Genomic DNA, 21,092 nt, shown 5'->3' with positions numbered 1-21,092 from the left:
CTCTGTCACCACCGGGGATCAGTCGAGACGGGGCCGGCGGCGGTTGCGTTTGATCTCCGACCGCCGCTGTTCGGATCGCACTCTGCGGCGACGGGAATTTCGGGACGGCTTCGTGGCTCGCCTCTGCACCGGCGGGGCCAACGCCTCTCGCAGCATCTGCGCCAGACGCATCCGCGCGTCCTGCCGGTTCTTCAGCTGCGACCGCTGCTTCTCCGAGGTCACGGTGACCACAGTGCCGGACAGGCGCGGTGCCAACCGGCTGAGCACCCGCTCGCGCTGAGGTTCGGTGAGGAAGGTCGCCGCAGCCAGGTCGAGGCTCAGCTGCACTCGGGAGTCAGAGGTGTTGACGTGCTGGCCTCCGGGTCCCGATGACCGGGAGAACTGTTCTGACAGTTCGGCGGCGGGGACGACCAGTCCGGCAGGGATCCCCGGTCCGGCGGGGACCCGCAGATCACCGTCCATCTCAGCTCTGCTCCGCCTCGCCTTTGCGATCGTCACCGGGGGCGGCTTCTTCGCGCAGCCTCGGCGTGATCTGCAGGTGCGGCCGGATGCCGTGCTTGTCGGCATAGAACTCGCGGATCCGATCCATGTCGCTGACCAGGTCATCGGTCATCTCCAAGGTCGGACCCAGGCCTGTGGTGTGAGTGGCCGAGTCCACGTAGCCCAAGGTGACAGGAAGGCCCGTCTGACGGGCGATGCGATGGAACCCCGATTTCCAGTGAGTGTGCCCACCGCGGGTTCCGTCTGGAGTGATGACGAGAGCGAAGACCTCCCCTTTACGCATGCGGCCGACCACCTCGTCGACGATCTTGGCCGGATCCGACCGGTCGACGGGTATCCCGCCGAGTCCGCGCATGATCGGCCCACGCCATCCGGTGAAGAGGGAATGCTTGCCCAGCCAATGGACATCGACACGAAGGCGCCACGCGATCGCGAGCATCACGACGAAGTCCCAATTGGAGGTGTGGGGTGCCCCGATGAGGATCGTCGGACGATTCGGGGCGGGCTCGGTGACGAGCTTCCACTTGCTGTACGTCCAGAAGGCGCGGGCGATGAGGCGTCGGATCATGATCTCAACGGTAAGGCACGCGCATGTGCGGGCCTACCGGTGTCCATGGACGCGTGGTGCGAAACGGGCATGTGCGGCTTTCAGCACCGGGACGAGTCGCCGATGGCTGAGGACGAACCCGCTTCTGACGAGCAACCGCGGATTATGCCTGCGCCCGCGTCGCCGCCGGGTCGCTTCCTCGGTGAGGATATACGTCGCGACCCTCGGACCACGGCGTGCCGCCTCTTCGAACACAATCGCCTCGATATTGTGCCACGACAGCAGTGTGCCCGGCAGAACCTCACCGCGCCGTGCCAACGCGACGCCGACGGGGGAGAGGACGAGGGCTTCGCGCCTGCGCATTCGCACGAACAGACCGATCGGTGCGACGACGAGGCACCCGACGATGCCGATGACCAACGCCCACATGCGCAGGTTGATGATGATCAGCCACGGGCTGCGCCCGTCCTCGATTTTGGCGGTGACGACGTAGATGAAGGAGGCGAGTAGACCGATGCCGATGACGAGCGCGACGAGCAGACCGAAGAGGACCTGCCGATTCGAGGAGGGGATGACGACCTGCTGTCCACGGCCGAGCCGACGCACGACGGCGGCAGGGGAGAGATCGTCGGTCATGGACATCAGAATACCGGCGTCACGGAATAATCACGGCCGACCTGTCGCTGTACCGGACACCAAGCATCACCGACAACGGAGGTAGATATGTCTGATTCAGCTCGTGTCGTCATTCTCGGCGGCCATGGAAAGATCGCACTTCTGGCCGCGCCCAAGCTCAAGGCCGCAGGCTTCGCCGTCGATTCGGTGATCCGCAACCCCGACCAGTCATCAGATGTCAAAACCGCTGGGGCCAACCCGGTCGTCCTCGACATCGAAACCGCCGACACCCAGGTACTCGCCGACCTGTTCGCAGGAGCCCAGGCTGTCGTGTTCTCCGCCGGAGCCGGCGGCGGCAGCCCGGAGCGGACGAGGGCCGTCGACCTCGAGGCCGCCACACGCTCGATCGACGCCGCCGGACAGGCGGGAGTCGAGCGCTTCGTCATGGTCTCCTATGCCAGCGCGAGTGTCGACCGCGACCGTGTCGACCCGGAGAGCTCCTTCTACCCCTACGTCGAGGCCAAGGCCGGTGCCGATGCGCACCTGCGCGCCAGCGATCTCGACTTCACGATTCTCGGACCCGGCGGGCTGACCCTCGAACCCTCCACCGGAAAGGTCCTCATCGCCGATGAAGCCGGCGACCTCGACGGCGACCGGCCGGCCGACGAGGTGCGGGTGACCTCCCGCGAACTCGTCGCCGATGTCATCACACACGTCATCGCCGAATCCGCAGCCTTGCGTGAGACCGTGAACTTCTACGACGGGCAGACCCCCATCGCCGAGGCGATCAGCTGAGCTGAATAGCCACACGGGCACAGCCCCGTGCGAATCCGCTGGCCTGTCGTCTCCGATCGGAGACGACAGGCCAGCTGTCTTTCCGATGATTCCGGTTCGAGCCGCCGGTGAGGCTCAAGCCTTTCGATTCCACAGCTGATGAGTCAGACCACTGGCCGTGGTGAAGTTCTCGATCGTGAAATCCTTTTCCAGTCCCTCGAGCCCTTCCCAGAGCCAAACTCCCCGGCCGAGGGTGACCGGGACGATGACTAGGTGCATGAAGTCGACGAGGCCGGCCGCAAGGAACTGTCTGACCATCGAAGGACCGCCGCCGATGCGGACATTGCCGCCGCCAGCCGCGGCGGTCGCCTCAGCGAGGGCCTCCGTGGGGGAGGCGTCGATGAAATGGAAGCTCGTGCCGTTGTCGAACTCCATCGGTTCGCGCGGATGATGAGTGAGAACGAAACACGGGGTCTTGAACGGCGGTTCCTCACCCCACCAGCCACGCCATCCGTCGCCGGGCCACGGCCCCGTCTGGGGACCGAACTTTTTCCGGCCCATGATCTCGGCTCCGATGCCCTGCCCCCACATGGCGAACAGAGCGCGGTCTGCGGTCACCGGGGCGTCGACCTTGTCCACGCCCTCGATGCCGCGGCCGTCGAAGTAGGAGAACAGTGCTTGGGCTTCGCCGATCGGCTGATCGAAGGTGACGAACTCGCCGGCAGCGAATCCGTCGAGGGAGACGAAGAGGTTGTTGACACACGCTTTGGCCATGTGCACTCCAATGTGATGGTTCGGCTGATGTCTTCAGTCCGACGGATGGCGTGGGTTCCGGGGAAGTGGACCCAGTGTAAGATTAAGTAGTTTCAGAATGCAATCACTGGAGGAGGGGCGATGCCCGCACAGCCGCGTTCGGGCTGCGCAATCAACGCCGCCGTCGAGGTCCTCGGCGACAACTGGTCGCTCATCGTCCTGCGGGACATCATCTTCGGCAATCGTCGGCACTTCCGCGAGCTGCTCACCCACAATGATGAGGGCATAGCCTCGAACATGCTCGCCAGTCGTCTGAGGAAGCTCATCGACGAAGGGCTGCTGACAAAGGCGGAAGCCGCACGCGGGCAGCGAGCCCAGTACACCCTCACCGAGGCTGGAATCCAGACCCTGCCGGTCATGGTCGCCCTTGGAACGTGGGGAATGACCCACCGGGAGACCTCGCCAGAGCTGACGATCCGATCCAGAATCATGGCCGATGACCCCCAACTCGTCGCAGGTCTCGTGGATGAGCTTCGGGAGACCCACCTCGGGGTGCCGCGCCCGAATCCTGATGCACCACGGGCCTCACAGCGATTGCAGGCCGCTTACGAGGCGGAGATCTCCGGAAGCTGAGAGTCCCGGTAGCTGAGCCGGGCGTCGACCTCGGTTGCGGCCAGCCCCAATGGCCGTGGGATCGCGGCGAGGCCGGTGTGAGGTCGATCCGACGATTCTCTTGCCCGATCCCGCGAGATGTGGTTCCATGTACTAGGTAATTGCATATTGCAATCACTTACTCTCAGGGCTGATCCCGAAGGAGCGATCATGATCACTGGACTCATGGCCAATATTGCTGTCACCGACGAGAAGGAGGCGACCGCATGGTATTCCCGGCTCATTGGGCGACAGCCGGATGACAAGCCGATGGCGGGGCTGGCCCAATGGCTCTTCGACGAGAAGTTCGGAATCCAGATCTGGGAAGACCCACAGCGAGCCGGACGCTCCAATGCGGTCCTAGATGTGGATGACCTCGACAAGATGGCCGAGCATCTGCGGGTGACCGGAATCGACCACGACGAGCCGAGCCCCGGTGGCGGACAGCGCATCCTGCCGATCACCGACCCGGACGGAAACCAGGTGGTGTTCTTCGGTGAGTGAGGCAGCATCCGACCAGGGTGCGCCCGTGACCGCGACGATCAGCCTCGGTGCTGATATCGACCGCCCGGTCTCCGCGGTGTGGAGCGCCTTCGCCGATATCGACCAGCGCGTGCAGTGGGGAGTCCCCGAGGGAGAGGAGATGGTCTGCGATGTCGACGAGTTCCGCCCGGGTGGAGCGATCCGCGCCCGCTGCGGGTCACCCGGAGCGCTGGAATTCGTCTCCACCGGGCAGTACTGCGCGGTCGTGCCGGACCGTCATATCGTGACCACTGAGACTCTCACAAGAGGCGATGAGATCCTCTCGACCGCCATCATCACCTGGGCCCTGATTCCCACCTCGACAGGCACCCGAGTCGAACTCGTCGACCAGGTCGTGTCCTTCGTCGGGGAGGGGATGATCGACGGCCACCGCAACGGCCACGACATCTGCCTGCGACAGCTCGGCGAATTCCTCAGTTCTTAAGATCCGCGGCCCACGGAAGATCGGCGCCTTCGCGACTGACCGTGATCGCGGCGAGCGCCGCTGCGTGTTCGCCCAGGCCCGTGAGCTCTGTCGTGCTGAGATCGGACAACGCGGCCTCCTGAGCGTGCAGGTCGTGGATGAGGGAGACCATGAATGTGTCCCCGGCCCCGATCGTGTCCGTGACGTCGACCTGAGACGCAGCTGCTGTCACCCGCGCCGAGGCGGTCGCCAGGATCGCACCGTCACCTGCGCGAGTCATCGCCACCAGTGATGGACCGAGTCCGAGCAGACGATCGATCTGAGCATCTTCGGCGAGGTCGGGATAGAGCCAATCGGCATCGACATCGCTGAGCTTGAGGACATCGACATTCTGGGCGAGAGCTTCGAACCGCGGCAGGGCCTCCTCGTGGGAACCGATGATCGACGGCCGGATGTTCGGGTCGAAGGAGACGAGGGGTCTGTCTCTCTGCTGATCTGACTGCTCCGCGGCATCATCGAGGTGCCGATCGATCACGGCGGAACCCGGTGACAGGAATGCTGCGATCGACCCGAAATGCAGGACGGAATGGGCATTTCTTCCGAGAAGCGATGAATCGGGATCCCACCGCAGCTGGAATTCGTACTCGGCCGATCCGTCCTCTGAGAGTCGAGCCAGCGCCGTGGATGTGGCGCCGCGCGGGGAAGTGAGAACGTCGACCTGGGACTCCCGCAGGTGGGCGAGAAGGAATCCGCCGTGGAAGTCATCACCGACATCGGTGAGGAACTCGACATCGTCACCGAGGCGGCCCAGGCCGAGCGCCACGTTGGCCGGGGCTCCGCCCGGTGCATAACGGTCGGGAGCGCCGTTCGTGCTGACGATGTCGATGAGGGCTTCACCGATGACGAGAATGCTCATGGTCACGATTCTAAGGTGGGAAACATTCTCCGGCCGTGACCAGCAGGAATAGGACGAAAATCGGTGAGTGGAACGCATCTGCGTCATTTCATGTCAGTACCGTCTGGAACTGTGTGGTCATGGACGAGAACACCATTGACAACGACGTCAGAACGATCATCGACGCGGAAACCGCCCGCGTCTTCGCCCCTCGGCCCGGAGAATGCCTGGCCTGCTATGTGTTCCGCCAACTCGGCGAATTCGGCTGCAACGGCACTCATCGCTTCGCAGAGAGCTTCCGCGACCGGACGGCTCCACGAGCCACGGCGCTGCTCGCGCGGTTGGGCAGGATGGGTGCCTGCTGCTGTGACTGTGAGATGTTCTTCAACGCCTTCACGTTCGCAGCTAAACCCTGGATCACCAGCATGCCGTTCGGAGAGCTCATCGGCACTCCCTTCGGCAGTGAGGAAGCGATCGACATGAGAGAACGGTTCGGAATCGACGAACCTCCCTCGACGACGCTCTACCTCTGCTGCCGACTGGTGAGACGAGGATCCACCCAAGCCTGCGGAAACTGGGCCCGCATCCGACGGTGGTGAGCGCACGCGTCCGGCAGAATAGGATCATGCCTTCCACACTGCCGCTCTTCCTCGACTGCGATCCCGGCATCGACGATGCAATTGCGCTGGCCTACCTGAGCTGCCAAAACGACGTCGACGTCATCGGCATCGCCGCCACCGGAGGCAACGTCGCTACCTCACAGGTCGTCGAGAACACCCGCGGATGGCTGTCGCTGGCCGGCCGCAGCGACATACCCGTCCACGCCGGCCACGCTCTTCCGCTGGCACGACAGACTCCGCAGACAGCGCCGGACGAAGGACTGGAATACGCCGACCTCACTCATGGCGAGACCGGGCGCGGGTATGCGCACTTGCTGGCCCCAATCGCCCCGGCGAGTTCGGTATCGGCTGCTCAAGCGTGGGTCGATGCTGCCCACGCCCATCCCGGACAGCTCCTCGGCGTCGTCATCGGTCCGGCCACGAACCTCGCTCTCGCCCTCGACATCGACCCGGAGCTGCCGAGACTGTTCAAACGACTCTTCATCATGGGCGGAGCGTTCAACTACCGCGGCAACACCCACCCCACGACGGAATGGAACGTCACCTTCGATCCCGAGTCCACGGCCCGAGTGTTCGAGGCATTCGGCACAGCGCATGCGAACAGTCACCTCGGACACCTGCCGGTCATCGCCCCCATCGAAGCGACCGAAGCCGTTGAGATGACACCCGAGCGCCTCACCACGATCCTCGACGGAGCCTCTGCCAACGGTGCCGATGACCACTGGCAGTCGGTCCTCGAACAGCTTTCCGAGGCGCTGCGCTTCTACTTCGAGTTCCACGAATCCGACGGACTCGGCTACCTCGCCCATATCCACGATCCCTTCGTCCTCGCCTGCGCCCTGTCATGGGCACGACAGACCACCGTCGCGTCGACCGGGGCGGAGCCCGAAGAGCCGAACACCGACGCCCAGGACACGGTCGCCACGGCTCCCGTCAGGGGAGCTGCAGGCCAACTGCCGTGGGCGACAACTCGGTGGGCACCTGTCGATGTCGAACTCACGGGTACACTCACACGAGGCGAAACCGTCGCCGATTGGCTGGGACGTTGGGGCCGTCCCGTGAATGCAGAGATCATCCGCACTATCGACGCTCCTGCATTCCTCGACCACCTCAGCACCACCCTGATGAAAGGACCACTCGCATGACCGCACACTCCAGACAGTCTGGGCAGGGGCCGACCACCACGGTCGTCCCGGACAAAATCGCAACCGCACCCTTCCCCTCACCCTCACACTGCTCGGCACCCTCATCGTCATCGGCACCTACGTCGCCGTGCTGCTGACCCAACCGGCCAACCTCGGCGTCGACCTCGGCCACACCACTCTGTGGGTCATGCTCGGCTATCTGGGCGGAGGCATCCTGCTCGCCGCCGGCACCCTCCCGCTCATTCCCCGCAGCGTCCTCGCGCTCATCCCGGTCGCCATCGCGCTCAACATCGTCATCGGGCAGATCATCGGCAACTACACGCCCGTGCCCCTCTACCTCGACTCCATCGGAACGGTGCTCATCGGCGTCCTGGCAGGGCCCGCCGCAGGTGCCTTCACGGGAATCATCTCGAACCTCATCTGGGGCGTCACCCTGAGCCCCAGCGTCATCGCCTTCAGCTCCGGGGCCGCCTTCATTGGAGCTGCCGCCGGCTGGGCAGCACGACTCGGGGTCTTCCGCACACCCTGGACGGCGGTCATCGTCGGCGCCGTCGCCGGGGTTCCCGCCGGTGCCATCGGAGCACCCGTAGCCGCCTACGTCTTCGGCGGCGGACTCGGAGCCGGAACCGGGGGAGTCGTGGCCATCCTCCAAGCCGCGGGCCTCGAGATGTTCAACGCCACCTTCGCTCAGAGCATGATCTCCGACATCGTCGATAAGGCGCTCATCTTCGCCCTCGCCTATGTCGTCATCAGGTCGCTGCCCAAACGCATCATCGGTCGCTACCCCTTCGCCCTGCACAGCCGCCAGAAGTCTGCGTCGAATGAGAGCACAGCGTCTGCCGGAGCGACGGCCGGGTCGGCGCCCGCGGCGGAATGATCGCCTCCGGTCCCAAGACCCCCAGTACAGGAGGTGCCGCCGTATCTCCAGAAGACGGTCGCACTGACCTCGGTCGCCGGCTGCATCCGGCTACCGAGATCGTCATCCTCTTCAGCAGCCTCCTGCTCGTCTTCGGGGTGCCCTCACCCGTGGTGCCCATGGCCGTCATCGTCGCCACCGGGCTCACAGTCGTCGTCTCACCGGCGCTGCGTCTGCGGTCGTGGGCCCTCGGTGTCGCCGTGCTGTGCCTGCCGACGCTGTTCGTGCTCGTCATCGTGCAGGGGTTCTTCTACCCGGGCGCCGAGGTGCATGTCCTCTGGGAGGCAGCACCGGCGCATCTCAGCGTCGAAGGACTGAGCATCGCAATCCAGATCTGGCTGCGCGTGACCGCACTCATCGGCCTGTGTGCCCTCTTCGGCCTCGGCACCGATTCGGCTCGACTCTTCGATGGTTTGCGCATGCTCCGACTGCCCGACAGCATCGCCTATGTGTGCGCCTCCGCAATCGGACTCATCCCTCTCATCGGCGCCCGAACCCGCCACGTCATCGAAGCCCGAAAGGCCCGAGGCTGGGCGACGCAGCGCTGGCGCGTGCGGATGCGGCTGCTGCCGGGCATCGTCACGGGCCTGTTCACCTCGGTGCTCATCGAGGTCGAACAGCGCCACGAGGTGCTCGAACAGAGCGGCCTCGGAGCGAACAGTCGCCGTGTCGAACTGCACGACTACCACACCGGTCGCGGACAGGGACTGCTGCGTCTCACCATCGCTGTCCTCGCGGTCGGTCTCGTCTCCGCCTCGGTGGCCGGTGTGCTGCCGCTGCCGAACTCCTCTCAACTGATCGGTGTCCGCTGAGGTGACGGCGATGACAGGTTTCGGATTCACCTACGCCGGTGAAGAGACCCAGGCTCTGACCGATGTCGCCCTGTCGCTGCCGGCAGGATCGATGACCGCGGTTCTCGGTCCCGTCGGATCGGGAACATCGACCCTGGCTCGGGCGTTGGCCGGTCTGCTCGGAGCCAGAGGAACATCGACCGGGCACGTCGACGCCGCTGGGACTGTCGGCCTCCTCGGCGATGATCCGGAAGCCCAACTGAGCGGAATGACCAGCCACGTCGAGGATGAGGTCCAGTTGGCGTGCAGATTGCGCGGCATTGCGGGAGCCGAGTCAGAGGAGCGGGCGCGGGCTGCGTTGGCACGGTTGGGGATCGACGACCTGTGGGCCCGCCGTCTCGATACGCTCTCCGGCGGTCAGCGCCAATTGGTGGCGTTGTCGAGGATCACCGCACTCGACCCCGATCTGCTCATTCTGGACCAGCCCTCGCAGTCACTCGACCCCGATATGCGTCGAGGTCTGGCGGCTGCCCTGCGGCAGACCTGTGGTCGTGGGCGGTCGGTGCTCATCACCGGACACCAGATCGACGAGCTCGCTCTCTCCTGCCACGAGCTGCGTTTCCTCGACGCGGGCAGGCTGAGGCCGGCGCACGTCGCGCCCGGGGATTCCGGGGTCGACACTGAACTCGACGCCGACGCCGACGCCGACACCGACGCTGAGGCAGGTACAGGTGACGAGCTGGGCCGTTCCGCACTGCGGCAGGGAGTCTGGGACACTCGTCCCGTTGACCCGCCCGGACCGGTCATTCCGACCGCACCCGTGAGAACGGAACCCGTGCTTAAGGTGAGGGACTTCGGCGTGGACCGCGCAGGCACAGTTGTGCTCAAGGGCGTCGACTTCGACCTTCACCCCGGTGAGCTGATCACCCTCACCGGCGCCAACGGAGCGGGGAAGTCGACTCTGCTGCGCGGGCTCATCGGACTCCTCGATCGGTCGGCTGACTGCGCGGGCACGGTCACGGCGAGCCGCCTCGGCGAAAGGACGAATCTGCTGGACCTGCCCGCCCACGTCCGCAGCGCTCATCTGGGATGGGTCGGACAGGATCCCGGCGTTCAGCTCTCGGCAGCGACCGTGCGATCCGAACTCATGCTTGCGGCTCCGCTGCCGCGCCACCGGCGGCGCGATCGGCCGGAAATGATCGAACGGCGTCGCCGCATCGTCGACACGGCGTTGGACGAGGCCGATCTGGCTGCCGTGTGTGAGGAGCATCCATTTGACCTCGACACGCCCCGGCGCAAAGACCTCGTCATCGCTTCGGCCCTTGTCACAGGCGCAGAAGTCCTGCTTCTCGACGAACCCACGATCGGTCGCGACGGGTGGGAATGGACCGGTTGAGCGTGATCATCTATGGCTTCCTGGCCCGAGGCGGCGCCGTCCTCGCAACAACCCATGACCACCGGTGGGCCCAGGAATCCTCTCACCGTCGATTTCACCTCGCTGATGGACGAGTGAACCTGTCCTGAAGCGGCACGGCCCCTGCGACAACGGACCTCCGAAGCGATTGTGTGGTGCAATGAGTCTGTGAGTTCTGTCGTCTGAAGGGAACGCAATGCGCGGACCGATCATGCTGTTCGCCGCTTGGGCTCTCCACGACGCGGAGGAGGCACTGACTTTCCCCACGACGGCCGACTACATCGCCGATCTCACTGGAATCGACGCTGTGCGGATGTCGACGAAGCAGAGCGTGGCCGCGATCGTAGTGGTCGGGGCCGGGCTCGCCGCTGCCAGTATCCGAGGGGTTCGGACAGGGGGAGCCTCACGCTTCTATCGGGCGTCGGTCGCAGGCCTCGAAGCTCACGTGTTCACCCACCTGCTCTCGGCAGTCGCAGCTCGACGATACACCGCAGGAGTGATCACGGCTCTGCCGATCATGTGGCCGGGCGCCGCTTATGCCCGACGGGAACTCGCCGCACTCGGCAGACCGCTGACCGCCGGCGACTGGGCCCGCGGTGCACCGACGATGGGCGCGGTGGCGGTGGCCGCCCACGTCCTCGTCAGGATCGACTGGTCGTCCCTGCTCAGAAGTCGTATCCCGAGTCGGCGGTGACGCCACTTGGTCCGCGGAACCTCTGCAGATGCAGGTGCCGGATGAGTCGGATGACCGGGCGGATGAGCATCTCGATGCTGCCGATGACGAACAGCCAGGTGCCGGTGGTCATCAGAGCGTCGGAGAAGAACATGAAGCTGCCGATGAGGAACCACACGCCGATGAGCACATCATTGGCGATGCTGATGACCTGGTAGCGCTGGCGGATGACAAGCTCTTCGGGCCCGATATGCAGGTGAATGTCGCCGTTGTTCTCAGCCATGTGACTCTCCTCTTCCGTCGCCGGCACTCCGCCCTGCTCAGTTCCTCAGTCCCTTATTCCTGGGATCTCGGCGGAGCCCTGCCACTTTCCATGCAGTGCGAGCCTACTGGCCGACCGGCATGTCGTGCAGGTCCGAGGTTCGCCGAATCTCACGTCAGTGTCGAGTCCTAGATTGAGCGTATGGACGTAAACCCGCACTCATTCGACGCCCTCTACAGCGAGCCACGCGAGCGCAGCTCACTCCCGTCGTGGGACGAGCTGCTCTGTGCTGTCCGCCGGTCTCCCCAGCTCACAGCATTTGATGCGGCGGTAGTCTCCCGATCCGGCCCGGAAGCGTCAGTCCCTTCCGCTGCGGAACCGTCAGTCCCTCCCGCTGCGGGATCGACGGCCTCCGCCGAGGCGGCCGGCCCCGACACCGCGAACCGTGCCCCGACCTGGGACGGCCTCAACACGGTCATCGCCGCCCTGCGCGGAAAGGATCTGCTGCCCGAGACGCTGCCGACGACCCGCAGCCCCACAGTGATGCTCGTGCACCTGATCGAGGAGTTGGCCCTCGTCTTCGCAGGTCACCGTGGCGACCGGCCGAAGCTCGGCGTCATCGGCAGTGAGCCCGGGATCGACAGGGCCCAGGTGCGTTTCGAAACCGAATGCATCACATGGTCCATCGCCGGTCGCCTGGGGTTGAGAGCAGCGGCGACCGGCTCGCTCAAGCGCTACCTCAAGGACGGCGACCTCATGCCCCCGATCTCACGCGATCGAGTGCTGCACACCGTCGATGCGGTCGAAGGACTCTTCGGCGGGGCGCCCACCTTCGGGGAGACGATCAGGCACGAGATTCCGAGTCTGTTCTCCTTCAACGAGCCGTTGGCTGTCTGATCCGGTGCTGGTCGTTCTGACGAACAGGGAGGATGATGGGACCTGTACGGTCCGGAAACCGGTGACTGGTCGGTGATGACACTGCTGGTCGCGCGCGACCCTTACTCAGCGAGGAGAGACTGAGATGAGCAGAAGAGTCCAAGTCACTTTCGACTGCCATGACCCGGTGAAGACGGCGAGGTTCTGGGCATCGGCACTCGGCTACATCATTCCTGGCCCGCCGGGCGTCGAACTCGGCGACGACGATCCGTTCGACGCTTGGAAAGCCTTCATCGCCGAACTCGGGATCGAGCTCGGGCCGGAGAACATGCGCGCGGCCATCGAAGATCCCGAGGGCATCGGACCCCGCCTGTTCTTCCAGACCGTCCCCGAAGACAAAACGGTGAAGAACCGGATCCATCTCGACGTCCGATCGGCACCGGGCCTCGAAGGCGAGGAACGGATGGAGGCGCTGGAAGCCGAATGCGTGCGCCTGTCAGAGTTCGGAGGACATCGGCTCAGACGTGTCGATCCCGATCCGCCGATGGAGCAGGGCTTCATCATCATGGCCGACCCTGAGGGCAACGAGTTCTGCCTTGACTGAGGATCCGAACCCATCGAACGCCGGCGCCTGGACGAGGCGTGCTCCGAGCTCGATGGAGAATCGGCGTTCGCGCAGATGAGACTTTTCTCAGAAGCTCTGCTGCCCGACGCGTTCCCTGCTAGCGTGAGCCCCATGAAGACGAAACGCATGGCATTGAGCACAGCGGCAGGACTCGCGGCTCTTTCTCTCGGTTTGGCCGGGTGTACCGGAAGCGGCTCGGAGAACGGCGGTGATGACACTCAAGACAGTCCCGCCGCCAGCGACTCGTCGTCGGACAACGCCGATGAGGCCACGGACGACAAGGATGAGAACGCCGGCGACGACAGCGAGCAGGAATCGACGCAGGACTCGTCCGGACAAGGGCTCCCCGCCGATGCCGATCTGAGCAAGGATGCGCCGGCGGTCAGTGCCGGCGACGCGATCGAGACGGCGAAGAAGGAAGTCGGAAACGGAATCGTCCACGGCATCGAACTCGACTGGGACGAGAAGGACGGGGCCTGGCAGTACGACGTCTCGATCCTCGACGGCACCACCGACCACGACGTCGAGATCGACGCCGACTCCGGAAATATCGTCGAACACGAGCAGGATTCGACCGACGACAAGGAAGAGCCCATCGACCTCAACGACCCGATGACCTTCGACGACGCACTCAAACTCGCGCAGGAGAAGGCGTCCGGCAAGCTCGTCGGCTGGAAGCTCGAATACGACGACAGCATGCAGGAATACCAATTCGACTTCTCCGGTGGCGGGGAGGAGACGGAAGTCACCGTCGACACCGACACCAAGCGCGTCACCGTCGACGATGACTGACACCGGTCGCCTCATCGTCATCGCCGGGCCCATGTTCTCCGGCAAGTCCGAGGAGCTCATGCGCCGGGTGAGGAGGGCGACCATCGCCGGCGTGGCTGTCCTCGTGGTGTCCCATTCGCTCGACACCCGCTCGCCGATCTCGACGATCACCTCACATATCGGAGCCCACATCCCCGCGGTGCCGCTGTCGGACGTGGACTCCCTCGCCGAGGCGGCCCGCTCTGCCGACTATGATCTCGTCGCCATCGATGAGGCTCAGTTCTTCGGACCCGAGCTCATTCCCATAGTCGAGGGGCTCCTTCGCGACGGGATCGACGTCATCGTCGAGGGGCTGTGCGTGACCTTCGACGGAGAGCCATTCGAACCGCTGCCGAGTCTCATGGCCGTGGCCGAAGAAGTGCTTAGGCTCACCGCGGTCTGCACGATCTGCGGCCGCGATGCCGTCTTCCATCAACGGCTCAAAGACTCGCAGCGCGGATCGAGTGCTGCAGAGGCATCGGAGGCGGCCTCGGATGAGGACCCACCGAGTCCTGTCGCCACCGCCATCGATGCCAGCCACGTCGGGGGCCTCGACGCCTATGTCGCCCGCTGTCGCGAACACTTCAGTCGGAGGCCTGCCACAACGTCAGCCGTCAGCAGTTCTCAGACATAGCCGTTGACAGGACTCTCGCCTTTGCCGGTGGGGTGTTGCTTCTGACATGGGAGAACGTCGGTCAGGATTCTTATGTCAGTGGCGACCGATAGTGTTTTGGACATGGAAGCAGAGCAGGTTCCAGACGTTCTCACCGAGATCCGTCGGTGGCGTGTCAGTCTGTCCGAACTGCCCCCGGCGAAGACCGAGGAAGAAGCCATCGATCGCATCACTGCACTCGAGGAACTCGCGTCGGCGAGTGCGGCCGCGCAGGCCCGTGAGACCCTGACGTTCGACATGCTCCGCCGCAATCGCGAAGCCGAAGACGGTGTTGCCAGCAAGAAGCAGGGACGTGGCCTCGGAGCCGAGGTGGCCCTGGCGAGGAAGGTCTCGCGCTCCCGCGGAGACGCACTGTTGAAGTTCTCCCGGACTCTGCTCATGGACCTGCCGAGGACGTTTGCGGCGATGAAGGGCGGTGACATCTCGGAAGAGAAAGCCCGGGTTGTTGCCAAGGAGTCCGACTGGCTGCCGAGGGAGAAGAAGCATGAGCTCGATGAGTGCATGGCCGAACGCCTTTCCGAGGTGGGTGTCAGGCAACTCGGCAACGAGGTGCGAGCGCTTGCGCAGAAGCTCGACCAGCAGGCCGCGGTCGACCACTTGGAACGCTGCATCGAAGAGCGTTCAGTGAGTGTGCGTCCGGCTCCGGGGAACATGGCCTACCTGACCGCGCTGCTGCCGATGCCGCAGGCGGTTGCCGCCTTTGCGAACCTGACGAAATCGGCACAGTCTGTCATCGCCACGGGTGAAGCCGACGGTCGCTCGCAGAGTCAGATCGCGGCAGACCTGCTGGTCGAACGCCTGACCGGGCAGGAATCGGCCAAGGCCGTGCCGACGGAGGTGCACCTGATCATGCAGGCGAGCAGTCTGTTCGCACCGGGGGAGGAATCGGCATGGTTCCCCGGAGTCGGACCGATCCCGGCCGAGGTTGCCAGGGATTTCGTGGCCGAGAATGATGCTGCGGTGTTCCTACGTCGCCTGTACACGCGGCCGGAGGACGGACAGCTTGTGCGGATGGATTCTCGCCGCAGGGAGTTTGCCGGACTGCTCCGGCGCATGATTGTTATGCGTGATGATGTGTGCCGCTCGCCCTGGTGCGACGCGCCGATCAAGCAGGCCGATCACGCGGTCTCCTTCGCCGCTGGCGGAGACACCGAATGGGAGAACTCCTCCGGCTTGTGCGCGGCCTGCAATTATGCGAAGGAACTCGCGGGGTGGCGGCATGGGGCAACGCCGTATGCGCTCGAAGTGGTCACGCCCACGGGCCACCGCTACCGCTCGCGCACCAAACCGATCAGCGAGCCCGACCCGGGCCTGGTCGGCGGCGAGAGCGTCGCCGAGACGACTGCTCCGCCGGGTATTCTCGCGGGAACCGGTCCGCCGAACCCGGCAGTCGGTTCCGACCCACCAACTGTTGAGGGCGGACCAAGTCCACCGGCCGCCACGGTCGAAGACAGCACAGTTGCAGGCCCTGTAGCTGCAGACACCGCACCCGGGTCTGGTGCGCCTGCGTCGGGCGAGTCGTCTGCATCAGGAGAGGTCGAGGGTGCTGACGAAGGTCCCGACGACCAGCAGCGGCGGATCATACTGCCGTGGCGGTTCATTCGCAGGGCCGAGCAGCCGCCACCGCTGAGAATCGGGAGCACCACCGTCAGCGTTGATGTCTACGACGCGGACTTCGAGCCGCTGAGCCCGGTCGAGGAGCTGCTGCTCACCGGCATCCGGGAGCATGTCGGGTCCCGGCGAGCCGAGGCAGCGGCTGGAGGCCATGGTGGCAGCCAACCTGCATTCAGCTACTCTTTCCACAATTCTGCTGGGCGGAAGTCCAAAGGCGAATGACAGGGTCCTCCGGTTTGGCGATCAGGACTCCACGTCCTCACGGTCGATGCTCTCCCACACCTCGCGCCAGATCCGGGCGAGGTCGGCGACCTGGTAGTGGGCGTTGAGTCCGCTGGGCTGCGGCACCACATGCAGAGCCACCTCATCGGGCCACCCTTCGATCAGCGTCGTATCCTGCTGACCGAGCTGGGCCTTCGGCTGTGCGAAACCAGTCCTGAACGCGGTGATCCCGGCGATCGCCACGGCACGGGGGCGGTCATCGGAAAGACGACCGATGAGGTGGGCCGCCCCCTCACGCAGCTCCTGCCGGGAGAGTTCGTCGGCCCGGACAGTGGCTCGCCCGATGAGGTTGGTCAGGCCGATGCCGCGACGCAGCAGCTGCTGTTCATCCGCGGGATCGAGTCCACACGAAGCATCGACCTGGTGATCGGTGAGACCCGCCTGATGCAGAGACGGCCAGAACCGATTGCCGGGACGCGCGAACGGCGCATTCACCGCAGCCGTCCACAGCCCCGGGTTGATGCCGACGATGAGCAGCTTCAGCCCTGAGGAATCGCTCGGCAGAATATCGTCGATCGCATTCGGATCATCCGTCGCGAAATCCGCAAGGTCATCCTTGGTCGGTTTGCGGCCGCCCAGAGGCGATGGCCGACGATTGCTGACGAAGTTGTCCTCACTCACACCTTCCACACTACCGTCGTACCATGAGCCACGAACATGTGACCCCACAGCCCGGAGAGTCCGCGCCCTTCCATTTCGACGACCGGTGGATCGTCGACGCCGGAATCGAGTCGGTGTGGGCTGTTCTGGAACGGGTCGACCAGTGGCCGGGGTGGTGGCCGGGACTGACAGCAGCCGAAAAGGTCGGGGCAGCACAGGCTGACGTTGACGCAGCCGATCTGCCGGTGACCCCTGGCAGCCGAGCCCGCCTTCTGGTCCACGCCCCGATCGGGTGGTCCCTGCGCTTCTCCATCGAAGTCGACGAGGTCGATGCGCCCCATCTCATCCGTTTCCGTGCGAATGGTGATCTGCGGGGCGAGGGCCGATGGACTCTGACCGCCTCGGCAGGCGTGACGACCATCGATTCTCTGTGGTGTGTGACGACGAGCAGAACGATCATCAGAGCGATGCGACCCCTATCCGGAGTCATGCACGGAGCGGTGATGAGAGCCGGTGAACGGGGACTGCGATCACGTCTGGCCGACCGATCCGGCTCCTGAGCTAAGCGGTCGCTGGGCCGCTGAAGCTGCCGGTTGCCGGTCCCTTTGGTCTGCCGAGGCCCGAGCGGCGGCCTCCCACGCATCGATGCGCCGGCAAGGGAACGCAGTCGGACTCCGGCCGGCACCGAACCGGACAGAATCCGGACGGCCTCGGCCGATCGAGCCCCGGACTTGCAGTGGAAGACGATGTCGACAGGCGCCTCCGGCCGGCCGGCGCCACCGAGCACCGACTCAAGCGCCTCCCACCCGCTGTCTCGAATGTCGCCGAGGGGCAGATGCATCGAACCGGGGATGGAGGCCAGTTCGCGTTCCCAGTCCTCTCGCACATCCACGACGACCACATCGTCTTCCCGGGCCCGAAACTCTGCGATGTCGATTTCGTCTGCCGCGGGACCGGGGGCCGTGCCGATGGCCGGAACGGCTGCGCAGGCGGCGGCTGCCTCGGTGAGATCGGTGACCGCGGGACGGTCGGGATCGGGGGAGAACCGCAGAGTCGAATACTCCCCGGTCAGCGCCTCGTAGCGCAGGAGTCGACCGATGAATGGAGAACCGACTCCGCAGATGAGTTTGATCGCCTCGGTCGCCATTGCCGAGCCCACGGTTCCGCACAGGACGCCGAGAACCCCGCCCTCGGCACAGTTGGGTACCGAATCGGGTTCCGGGATATCCGGGAACAGGTCGCGCAGCATCGGTCCGTGGCCGGGAACGAACGTGCTCACCTGACCGGCGAAGCGGAAGATCGTGCCCCACACCAAGGGGGTGCCGATGAGTTCGGCAGCATCATTGGACAGGTACCGGGTGGCGAAGTTGTCGGTACCGTCGAGGACGAGATCGTGGCCAGCGAAGAGATCGAGCGCATTCTCCGGGGTCAGCCGACCCTCGATCGTGCGCACCACGATGTTCGGATCGAGCCGGTGCACGGCTTCGGCGGCCGAGGCGACCTTCGTTCGGCCGACATCGGCATCCCGGTGGATGACCTGACGCTGCAGATTCGACGACTCCACCACGTCATCGTCGATGATCGTGATCGAGCCGACCCCGGCGGCCGCGAGATAGTTGATCACGGGCGAACCGAGTCCACCGGCTCCGATGACCAGCACCGAGGCGGCCCGCAGACGCCGTTGCCCCTCCAGTCCGAATCCCGGCAGGCTGAGGTGCCGGGAGTAGCGTTCCAGCTCTGCAGGGGACAGGGATTCCACGGGTTCGACGAGCGGAGGGAGCGTCGGCAGAGCGGTGGAAGCGGTGCTCATTGTGCTGCGACCATTCCGGCGAACGGCGATGATGCCAATGCCAAGGGTCGCTTGGGGATCCTCCCGGCTCCGGCCGCCAGATGTCCGGCCTCGACGGCCAGAGCCATCGCCCGGGCCATGGCATGAGCGTCGTGGGCGCGGGTGACGGCCGAGGCCAGCAGCACCGCAGTGCACCCGAGCTCCATCGCCAGAGCCGCATCCGAGGCGGTGCCGACACCGGCGTCGAGGATCACGGGCACCTGCGCACGGGAGACGATGGTTTCGACGTTGTGGGGATTGAGGATGCCCAGTCCGCTGCCGATCGGTGCACCGGCCGGCATCACCACCGCCACCCCGGCATCCTCCAGGCGTTTCGCCAGAGCCGGATCGTCGTTCGTGTAGGCGAAGACCGTGAATCCGTCGAGGACGAGTTCCTCGGCCGCGGAGAAGAGTTCGATGGGGTCGGGCAGCAGCGTGTCCTCATCGGCGATGACCTCGAGTTTCACCCAGTTCGTCTCCAGGGCTTCCCTGGCCAGGCGGGCAGTGAGCACGGCATCCCGGGCGGTGTAGCAGCCGGCGGTGTTCGGCAGCACTCGGATTCCCAAACGCTGGAGCATGGTGAAGACCGAGTCTCTCGACTCGGCGTCGAAGCGGCGCATCGCCACCGTGGTCAGTTCGGTCCCCGAAGCCATCAGGGCGTCTTCGAGGATGCTCAGGGAGCTCGCCCCTCCCGTGCCCATCACGAGACGAGACGACATCTCCACATCATCGATCGTCCAGCTCATATCAGCCTCCCTGCACTGCGGTGACGATGTCGACGGTGTGCCCGTCGGCCAAGGCGAATCCGGACCAGGCACCGCGACGGATGACTTCACCGTCGACGGCCAGGGCGATGCCCAGACGTCCGCCGTCGGCCGGTGTCCCGTCAGTCTGCAGCTCCCGTCCGGTGACGTCGGCGATGAGGTCGAGCGCCGAGGTGGCACCGGGGAGCTCATGATGCTCGCCGTTGAGGACGATGCTCGGTGGGTGTTCGCGGTCGGTCATGACATGCTCCTCGTCGAGTAGGCAGTTGCGTGGTTCGGGTCGGCAGTGGTTTCGGTGGTGAAGCGATGTGGGGACACGGACTCGAGTGCTCCCTCAGGGAGCCAATCGGCAACGTCTCCCAGGGCGAGTTCGGCCCCGAGCCTGCCACCGAACGGGGCCAAGAGGATGCCGTGCCGGAAGTACCCGGTGCTCACGATGCAGCCGGGATCGATGCGCCCGATCATCGGCAGGTCATCGGGGGACCCGGGGCGGGCTCGGGTGGTGATATCGGTGATCTCCGCGTCGAGAATGCCTGGGACCAGTCGCTGCCCGTCGGCGAGCAGTCGGTGGATCGCCCCGGCGGGGGTGCCGGAGAGTCCGTCTTCACGGGAACTGGCACCGAGGACGATCTCGCCGTCGGGGCGAGGAACCAGGTAGACGGAGCGGCCGTTGACCAGCCCGCGGATGGTGCGGGTCAGCAGGGGAGTCGCCTCGGCGGGGGCGCGCAGCCGCAGCACATCGCCCCAAACCTCCCGGAGCGGCAGCTGCGGGGCACCATGGATCGTGTTGTTGGTGCTGCCGGCGCAGAGGATCACCTGATCGGCTTCCAATCGACGACCATCGCTCAGTGCGACGCCCACGGTCGCATCACCGTCCCTCAGCAGCTCGACTGCCCGTTGCCGAATGAGGTGCGACACTGAGTCAGCGGTCAGGGCAGACATCAGAGCCGCGGAGACCCGACGCGGGTCGATCGACCGATCGCCGGGAATGTGCACGGCTCCGGCCACTGCGGGCGACAAAGAGGGCTCGACCCGGCGGGCAGCGCTGCCGGTGATGAGCTCGGTGGCGAAACCGGACCGCGACTGAGCTTCGCGCAGCTCTCGCAGTGCCTGCAGATCGGCACTGTCTCCGGCGCACACGAGAGTTCCGGCATCCGTGAAGCCGAGGTCGACCGCGGCAGCGCTCGCCACCTCGGCAGCGAACTCCGGGTACATCTGCGCCGAGGCCTGCATCAACGGGTACAGGGGAGTCTGCCCCCACACCACCTCGGCGGCGGGAGCGATCATCCCCGCGGCGGCATGGCTCGCCCCCAACGCGGGGACAGGATCGATGATGGTGACTTCGGCACCGAGGCGGCGCAGGTACCAGGCCGTGGACAGGCCGATGATTCCGGCGCCGACGACAATGACTCTCACAGCTTCTCCCTCCGGCGGCATGATCCGCATCAGGTCTGACGGTCGGCTCCTACGCCCTCTCAGCCTCGTTGGGAGGCTCCCGCGAACTCCTCTACTCTATG

26 protein-coding genes, 2 pseudogenes and 1 riboswitch are annotated in these 21,092 nt (G+C 65.3%); of the genes and pseudogenes, 16 read left to right on the top strand and 12 right to left on the bottom strand.

Going from position 1 to position 21,092, the window contains the following annotated elements:
* Positions 1 to 18 precede the first annotated feature (18 nt).
* Genes arfB through AC2W7L_RS03555 form a run of 3 tightly spaced genes read right to left on the bottom strand, consistent with a single transcriptional unit; the run spans position 19 to position 1,684 of the window.
* Positions 19 to 462 (bottom strand): alternative ribosome rescue aminoacyl-tRNA hydrolase ArfB, encoded by a 444-nt coding sequence (gene arfB / locus AC2W7L_RS03565; RefSeq protein ID WP_486003301.1) that lies wholly within the window; start codon positions 460 to 462, stop codon positions 19 to 21.
* Position 463: 1 nt separating this feature from the next.
* Positions 464 to 1,069, bottom strand: a complete 606-nt coding sequence (locus tag AC2W7L_RS03560) for a 1-acyl-sn-glycerol-3-phosphate acyltransferase (protein WP_486003300.1) — start codon at positions 1,067 to 1,069, stop codon at positions 464 to 466.
* A 33-nt stretch (positions 1,070 to 1,102) separates the two neighbouring features.
* Positions 1,103 to 1,684, bottom strand: coding sequence for a hypothetical protein (locus AC2W7L_RS03555; protein ID WP_486003299.1), 582 nt, complete (start codon positions 1,682 to 1,684; stop codon positions 1,103 to 1,105).
* Between the two features lie 87 nt (positions 1,685 to 1,771).
* Here AC2W7L_RS03555 and AC2W7L_RS03550 point away from each other — a divergent pair, with 87 nt between their 5' ends.
* Positions 1,772 to 2,458: an SDR family oxidoreductase gene (locus tag AC2W7L_RS03550; protein ID WP_486003298.1), complete on the top strand. Its 687-nt coding sequence runs from the start codon at positions 1,772 to 1,774 to the stop codon at positions 2,456 to 2,458.
* Between the two features lie 114 nt (positions 2,459 to 2,572).
* Here the strand turns inward: AC2W7L_RS03550 and AC2W7L_RS03545 are convergent, their stop codons facing one another.
* The gene (locus AC2W7L_RS03545) at positions 2,573 to 3,211 is read right to left on the bottom strand and encodes a dihydrofolate reductase family protein (RefSeq protein ID WP_486003297.1); all 639 of its coding nucleotides are present in this window, start codon (positions 3,209 to 3,211) and stop codon (positions 2,573 to 2,575) included.
* A 120-nt stretch (positions 3,212 to 3,331) separates the two neighbouring features.
* On the opposite strand from AC2W7L_RS03545, the gene AC2W7L_RS03540 reads away from it, so the two are divergent.
* The 3 genes from AC2W7L_RS03540 (at position 3,332) to AC2W7L_RS03530 (ending at position 4,808) form a co-directional block, all read left to right on the top strand.
* The gene (locus AC2W7L_RS03540; RefSeq protein ID WP_486003296.1) at positions 3,332 to 3,823 is read left to right on the top strand and encodes a winged helix-turn-helix transcriptional regulator; all 492 of its coding nucleotides are present in this window, start codon (positions 3,332 to 3,334) and stop codon (positions 3,821 to 3,823) included.
* Positions 3,824 to 4,012: 189 nt separating this feature from the next.
* On the top strand, positions 4,013 to 4,345 hold the full coding sequence (locus tag AC2W7L_RS03535) for a VOC family protein (RefSeq protein WP_135807639.1): 333 nt from the start codon (positions 4,013 to 4,015) through the stop codon (positions 4,343 to 4,345).
* Positions 4,338 to 4,808, top strand: a complete 471-nt coding sequence (locus AC2W7L_RS03530; protein ID WP_168216584.1) for an SRPBCC domain-containing protein — start codon at positions 4,338 to 4,340, stop codon at positions 4,806 to 4,808. Before AC2W7L_RS03535 ends, AC2W7L_RS03530 begins: the two co-directional genes overlap by 8 nt.
* Here the strand turns inward: AC2W7L_RS03530 and AC2W7L_RS03525 are convergent.
* The gene (locus AC2W7L_RS03525; protein ID WP_486003295.1) at positions 4,798 to 5,703 is read right to left on the bottom strand and encodes a carbohydrate kinase family protein; all 906 of its coding nucleotides are present in this window, start codon (positions 5,701 to 5,703) and stop codon (positions 4,798 to 4,800) included. The genes AC2W7L_RS03530 and AC2W7L_RS03525 overlap by 11 nt on opposite strands.
* A gap of 119 nt (positions 5,704 to 5,822) precedes the next feature.
* Here AC2W7L_RS03525 and AC2W7L_RS03520 point away from each other — a divergent pair, with 119 nt between their 5' ends.
* The 6 genes from AC2W7L_RS03520 (at position 5,823) to AC2W7L_RS03495 (ending at position 11,262) form a co-directional block, all read left to right on the top strand.
* Positions 5,823 to 6,281 (top strand): DUF2695 domain-containing protein, encoded by a 459-nt coding sequence (locus tag AC2W7L_RS03520; RefSeq protein ID WP_486003294.1) that lies wholly within the window; start codon positions 5,823 to 5,825, stop codon positions 6,279 to 6,281.
* A gap of 26 nt (positions 6,282 to 6,307) precedes the next feature.
* Positions 6,308 to 7,447 (top strand): nucleoside hydrolase, encoded by a 1,140-nt coding sequence (locus AC2W7L_RS03515; RefSeq protein WP_486003293.1) that lies wholly within the window; start codon positions 6,308 to 6,310, stop codon positions 7,445 to 7,447.
* Positions 7,448 to 7,574: 127 nt separating this feature from the next.
* The gene (locus tag AC2W7L_RS03510; protein ID WP_486003292.1) at positions 7,575 to 8,324 is read left to right on the top strand and encodes a histidine kinase; all 750 of its coding nucleotides are present in this window, start codon (positions 7,575 to 7,577) and stop codon (positions 8,322 to 8,324) included.
* Positions 8,321 to 9,175: an energy-coupling factor transporter transmembrane component T family protein gene (locus tag AC2W7L_RS03505; protein ID WP_486003291.1), complete on the top strand. Its 855-nt coding sequence runs from the start codon at positions 8,321 to 8,323 to the stop codon at positions 9,173 to 9,175. Before AC2W7L_RS03510 ends, AC2W7L_RS03505 begins: the two co-directional genes overlap by 4 nt.
* 10 nt (positions 9,176 to 9,185) lie before the next feature.
* A complete protein-coding gene (locus AC2W7L_RS03500; protein WP_486003290.1) occupies positions 9,186 to 10,550 on the top strand; it encodes an ATP-binding cassette domain-containing protein in 1,365 nt (454 codons plus the stop codon).
* Positions 10,551 to 10,764: 214 nt separating this feature from the next.
* Entirely contained in the window at positions 10,765 to 11,262 is a 498-nt protein-coding gene (locus tag AC2W7L_RS03495) for an HXXEE domain-containing protein (RefSeq protein WP_486003289.1), read from the top strand.
* On the opposite strand, the gene AC2W7L_RS03490 is transcribed toward AC2W7L_RS03495, so the two are convergent.
* Positions 11,234 to 11,524, bottom strand: a complete 291-nt coding sequence (locus AC2W7L_RS03490; RefSeq protein ID WP_486003288.1) for a YrhK family protein — start codon at positions 11,522 to 11,524, stop codon at positions 11,234 to 11,236. The genes AC2W7L_RS03495 and AC2W7L_RS03490 overlap by 29 nt on opposite strands.
* Before the next feature lie 180 nt (positions 11,525 to 11,704).
* Here AC2W7L_RS03490 and AC2W7L_RS03485 point away from each other — a divergent pair, with 180 nt between their 5' ends.
* From AC2W7L_RS03485 to AC2W7L_RS03465, 5 genes are all read left to right on the top strand, one after another.
* Positions 11,705 to 12,400: a hypothetical protein gene (locus AC2W7L_RS03485; RefSeq protein ID WP_486003287.1), complete on the top strand. Its 696-nt coding sequence runs from the start codon at positions 11,705 to 11,707 to the stop codon at positions 12,398 to 12,400.
* A gap of 124 nt (positions 12,401 to 12,524) precedes the next feature.
* A complete protein-coding gene (locus AC2W7L_RS03480; protein WP_486003286.1) occupies positions 12,525 to 12,983 on the top strand; it encodes a VOC family protein in 459 nt (152 codons plus the stop codon).
* Positions 12,984 to 13,115: 132 nt separating this feature from the next.
* Positions 13,116 to 13,796: a PepSY domain-containing protein gene (locus tag AC2W7L_RS03475; RefSeq protein WP_486003285.1), complete on the top strand. Its 681-nt coding sequence runs from the start codon at positions 13,116 to 13,118 to the stop codon at positions 13,794 to 13,796.
* On the top strand, positions 13,789 to 14,448 hold the full coding sequence (locus tag AC2W7L_RS03470; RefSeq protein WP_486003284.1) for a thymidine kinase: 660 nt from the start codon (positions 13,789 to 13,791) through the stop codon (positions 14,446 to 14,448). Before AC2W7L_RS03475 ends, AC2W7L_RS03470 begins: the two co-directional genes overlap by 8 nt.
* A 102-nt stretch (positions 14,449 to 14,550) precedes the next feature.
* A complete protein-coding gene (locus tag AC2W7L_RS03465; protein WP_486003283.1) occupies positions 14,551 to 16,323 on the top strand; it encodes an HNH endonuclease in 1,773 nt (590 codons plus the stop codon).
* Positions 16,324 to 16,344: 21 nt separating this feature from the next.
* Here the strand turns inward: AC2W7L_RS03465 and AC2W7L_RS03460 are convergent, their stop codons facing one another.
* The gene (locus AC2W7L_RS03460; RefSeq protein ID WP_486003282.1) at positions 16,345 to 17,004 is read right to left on the bottom strand and encodes a mismatch-specific DNA-glycosylase; all 660 of its coding nucleotides are present in this window, start codon (positions 17,002 to 17,004) and stop codon (positions 16,345 to 16,347) included.
* 23 nt (positions 17,005 to 17,027) lie between these two features.
* On the opposite strand from AC2W7L_RS03460, the gene AC2W7L_RS03455 reads away from it, so the two are divergent.
* Complete coding sequence (locus AC2W7L_RS03455; protein WP_486003356.1) at positions 17,028 to 17,543, top strand: SRPBCC family protein; 516 nt, start codon at positions 17,028 to 17,030, stop codon at positions 17,541 to 17,543.
* A 164-nt stretch (positions 17,544 to 17,707) separates the two neighbouring features.
* Here AC2W7L_RS03455 and AC2W7L_RS03450 read toward each other — a convergent pair.
* The 5 genes and pseudogenes from AC2W7L_RS03450 to thiO form a co-directional block, all read right to left on the bottom strand.
* Positions 17,708 to 17,836 (bottom strand): annotated as a pseudogene (locus tag AC2W7L_RS03450) (hypothetical protein); the annotation flags it as partial.
* Between the two features lie 234 nt (positions 17,837 to 18,070).
* A pseudogene (locus AC2W7L_RS03445) lies at positions 18,071 to 18,793 on the bottom strand (HesA/MoeB/ThiF family protein); the annotation flags it as partial.
* Positions 18,790 to 19,557, bottom strand: a complete 768-nt coding sequence (locus AC2W7L_RS03440; RefSeq protein WP_486003281.1) for a thiazole synthase — start codon at positions 19,555 to 19,557, stop codon at positions 18,790 to 18,792. The pseudogene AC2W7L_RS03445 and the gene AC2W7L_RS03440, both read right to left, overlap by 4 nt.
* Before the next feature lies 1 nt (position 19,558).
* Positions 19,559 to 19,816: a sulfur carrier protein ThiS gene (gene thiS, locus AC2W7L_RS03435; RefSeq protein ID WP_486003280.1), complete on the bottom strand. Its 258-nt coding sequence runs from the start codon at positions 19,814 to 19,816 to the stop codon at positions 19,559 to 19,561.
* Positions 19,813 to 20,991, bottom strand: a complete 1,179-nt coding sequence (thiO, locus tag AC2W7L_RS03430; RefSeq protein ID WP_486003279.1) for a glycine oxidase ThiO — start codon at positions 20,989 to 20,991, stop codon at positions 19,813 to 19,815. The genes thiS and thiO overlap by 4 nt, the downstream gene beginning before the upstream one ends.
* Positions 20,981 to 21,084, bottom strand: a riboswitch (TPP riboswitch). It overlaps the preceding gene by 11 nt.
* Positions 21,085 to 21,092 lie beyond the last annotated feature (8 nt).

This window comes from Brevibacterium sp. LAARM3_SD1, assembly GCF_057364765.1.
This window is presented reverse-complemented; position numbering and strand designations above follow the sequence as displayed.

Coding starts and splice junctions, on each gene's coding strand:
- AC2W7L_RS03525 (WP_486003295.1), bottom strand. CDS start 5,703: ATGAGCATTCTCGTCATCGGTGAAGCCCTCATCGACATCGTCAGCACG.
- AC2W7L_RS03470 (WP_486003284.1), top strand. CDS start 13,789: ATGACTGACACCGGTCGCCTCATCGTCATCGCCGGGCCCATGTTCTCC.
- AC2W7L_RS03560 (WP_486003300.1), bottom strand. CDS start 1,069: ATGATCCGACGCCTCATCGCCCGCGCCTTCTGGACGTACAGCAAGTGG.
- AC2W7L_RS03515 (WP_486003293.1), top strand. CDS start 6,308: ATGCCTTCCACACTGCCGCTCTTCCTCGACTGCGATCCCGGCATCGAC.
- AC2W7L_RS03465 (WP_486003283.1), top strand. CDS start 14,551: ATGGAAGCAGAGCAGGTTCCAGACGTTCTCACCGAGATCCGTCGGTGG.
- AC2W7L_RS03540 (WP_486003296.1), top strand. CDS start 3,332: ATGCCCGCACAGCCGCGTTCGGGCTGCGCAATCAACGCCGCCGTCGAG.
- AC2W7L_RS03485 (WP_486003287.1), top strand. CDS start 11,705: ATGGACGTAAACCCGCACTCATTCGACGCCCTCTACAGCGAGCCACGC.
- AC2W7L_RS03520 (WP_486003294.1), top strand. CDS start 5,823: ATGGACGAGAACACCATTGACAACGACGTCAGAACGATCATCGACGCG.
- AC2W7L_RS03495 (WP_486003289.1), top strand. CDS start 10,765: ATGCGCGGACCGATCATGCTGTTCGCCGCTTGGGCTCTCCACGACGCG.
- AC2W7L_RS03500 (WP_486003290.1), top strand. CDS start 9,186: ATGACAGGTTTCGGATTCACCTACGCCGGTGAAGAGACCCAGGCTCTG.
- AC2W7L_RS03505 (WP_486003291.1), top strand. CDS start 8,321: ATGATCGCCTCCGGTCCCAAGACCCCCAGTACAGGAGGTGCCGCCGTA.
- arfB (WP_486003301.1), bottom strand. CDS start 462: ATGGACGGTGATCTGCGGGTCCCCGCCGGACCGGGGATCCCTGCCGGA.
- thiS (WP_486003280.1), bottom strand. CDS start 19,816: ATGACCGACCGCGAACACCCACCGAGCATCGTCCTCAACGGCGAGCAT.
- AC2W7L_RS03545 (WP_486003297.1), bottom strand. CDS start 3,211: ATGGCCAAAGCGTGTGTCAACAACCTCTTCGTCTCCCTCGACGGATTC.
- AC2W7L_RS03475 (WP_486003285.1), top strand. CDS start 13,116: ATGAAGACGAAACGCATGGCATTGAGCACAGCGGCAGGACTCGCGGCT.
- AC2W7L_RS03490 (WP_486003288.1), bottom strand. CDS start 11,524: ATGGCTGAGAACAACGGCGACATTCACCTGCATATCGGGCCCGAAGAG.
- AC2W7L_RS03535 (WP_135807639.1), top strand. CDS start 4,013: ATGATCACTGGACTCATGGCCAATATTGCTGTCACCGACGAGAAGGAG.
- AC2W7L_RS03440 (WP_486003281.1), bottom strand. CDS start 19,557: ATGAGCTGGACGATCGATGATGTGGAGATGTCGTCTCGTCTCGTGATG.
- AC2W7L_RS03455 (WP_486003356.1), top strand. CDS start 17,028: ATGAGCCACGAACATGTGACCCCACAGCCCGGAGAGTCCGCGCCCTTC.
- AC2W7L_RS03480 (WP_486003286.1), top strand. CDS start 12,525: ATGAGCAGAAGAGTCCAAGTCACTTTCGACTGCCATGACCCGGTGAAG.
- AC2W7L_RS03550 (WP_486003298.1), top strand. CDS start 1,772: ATGTCTGATTCAGCTCGTGTCGTCATTCTCGGCGGCCATGGAAAGATC.
- AC2W7L_RS03555 (WP_486003299.1), bottom strand. CDS start 1,684: ATGACCGACGATCTCTCCCCTGCCGCCGTCGTGCGTCGGCTCGGCCGT.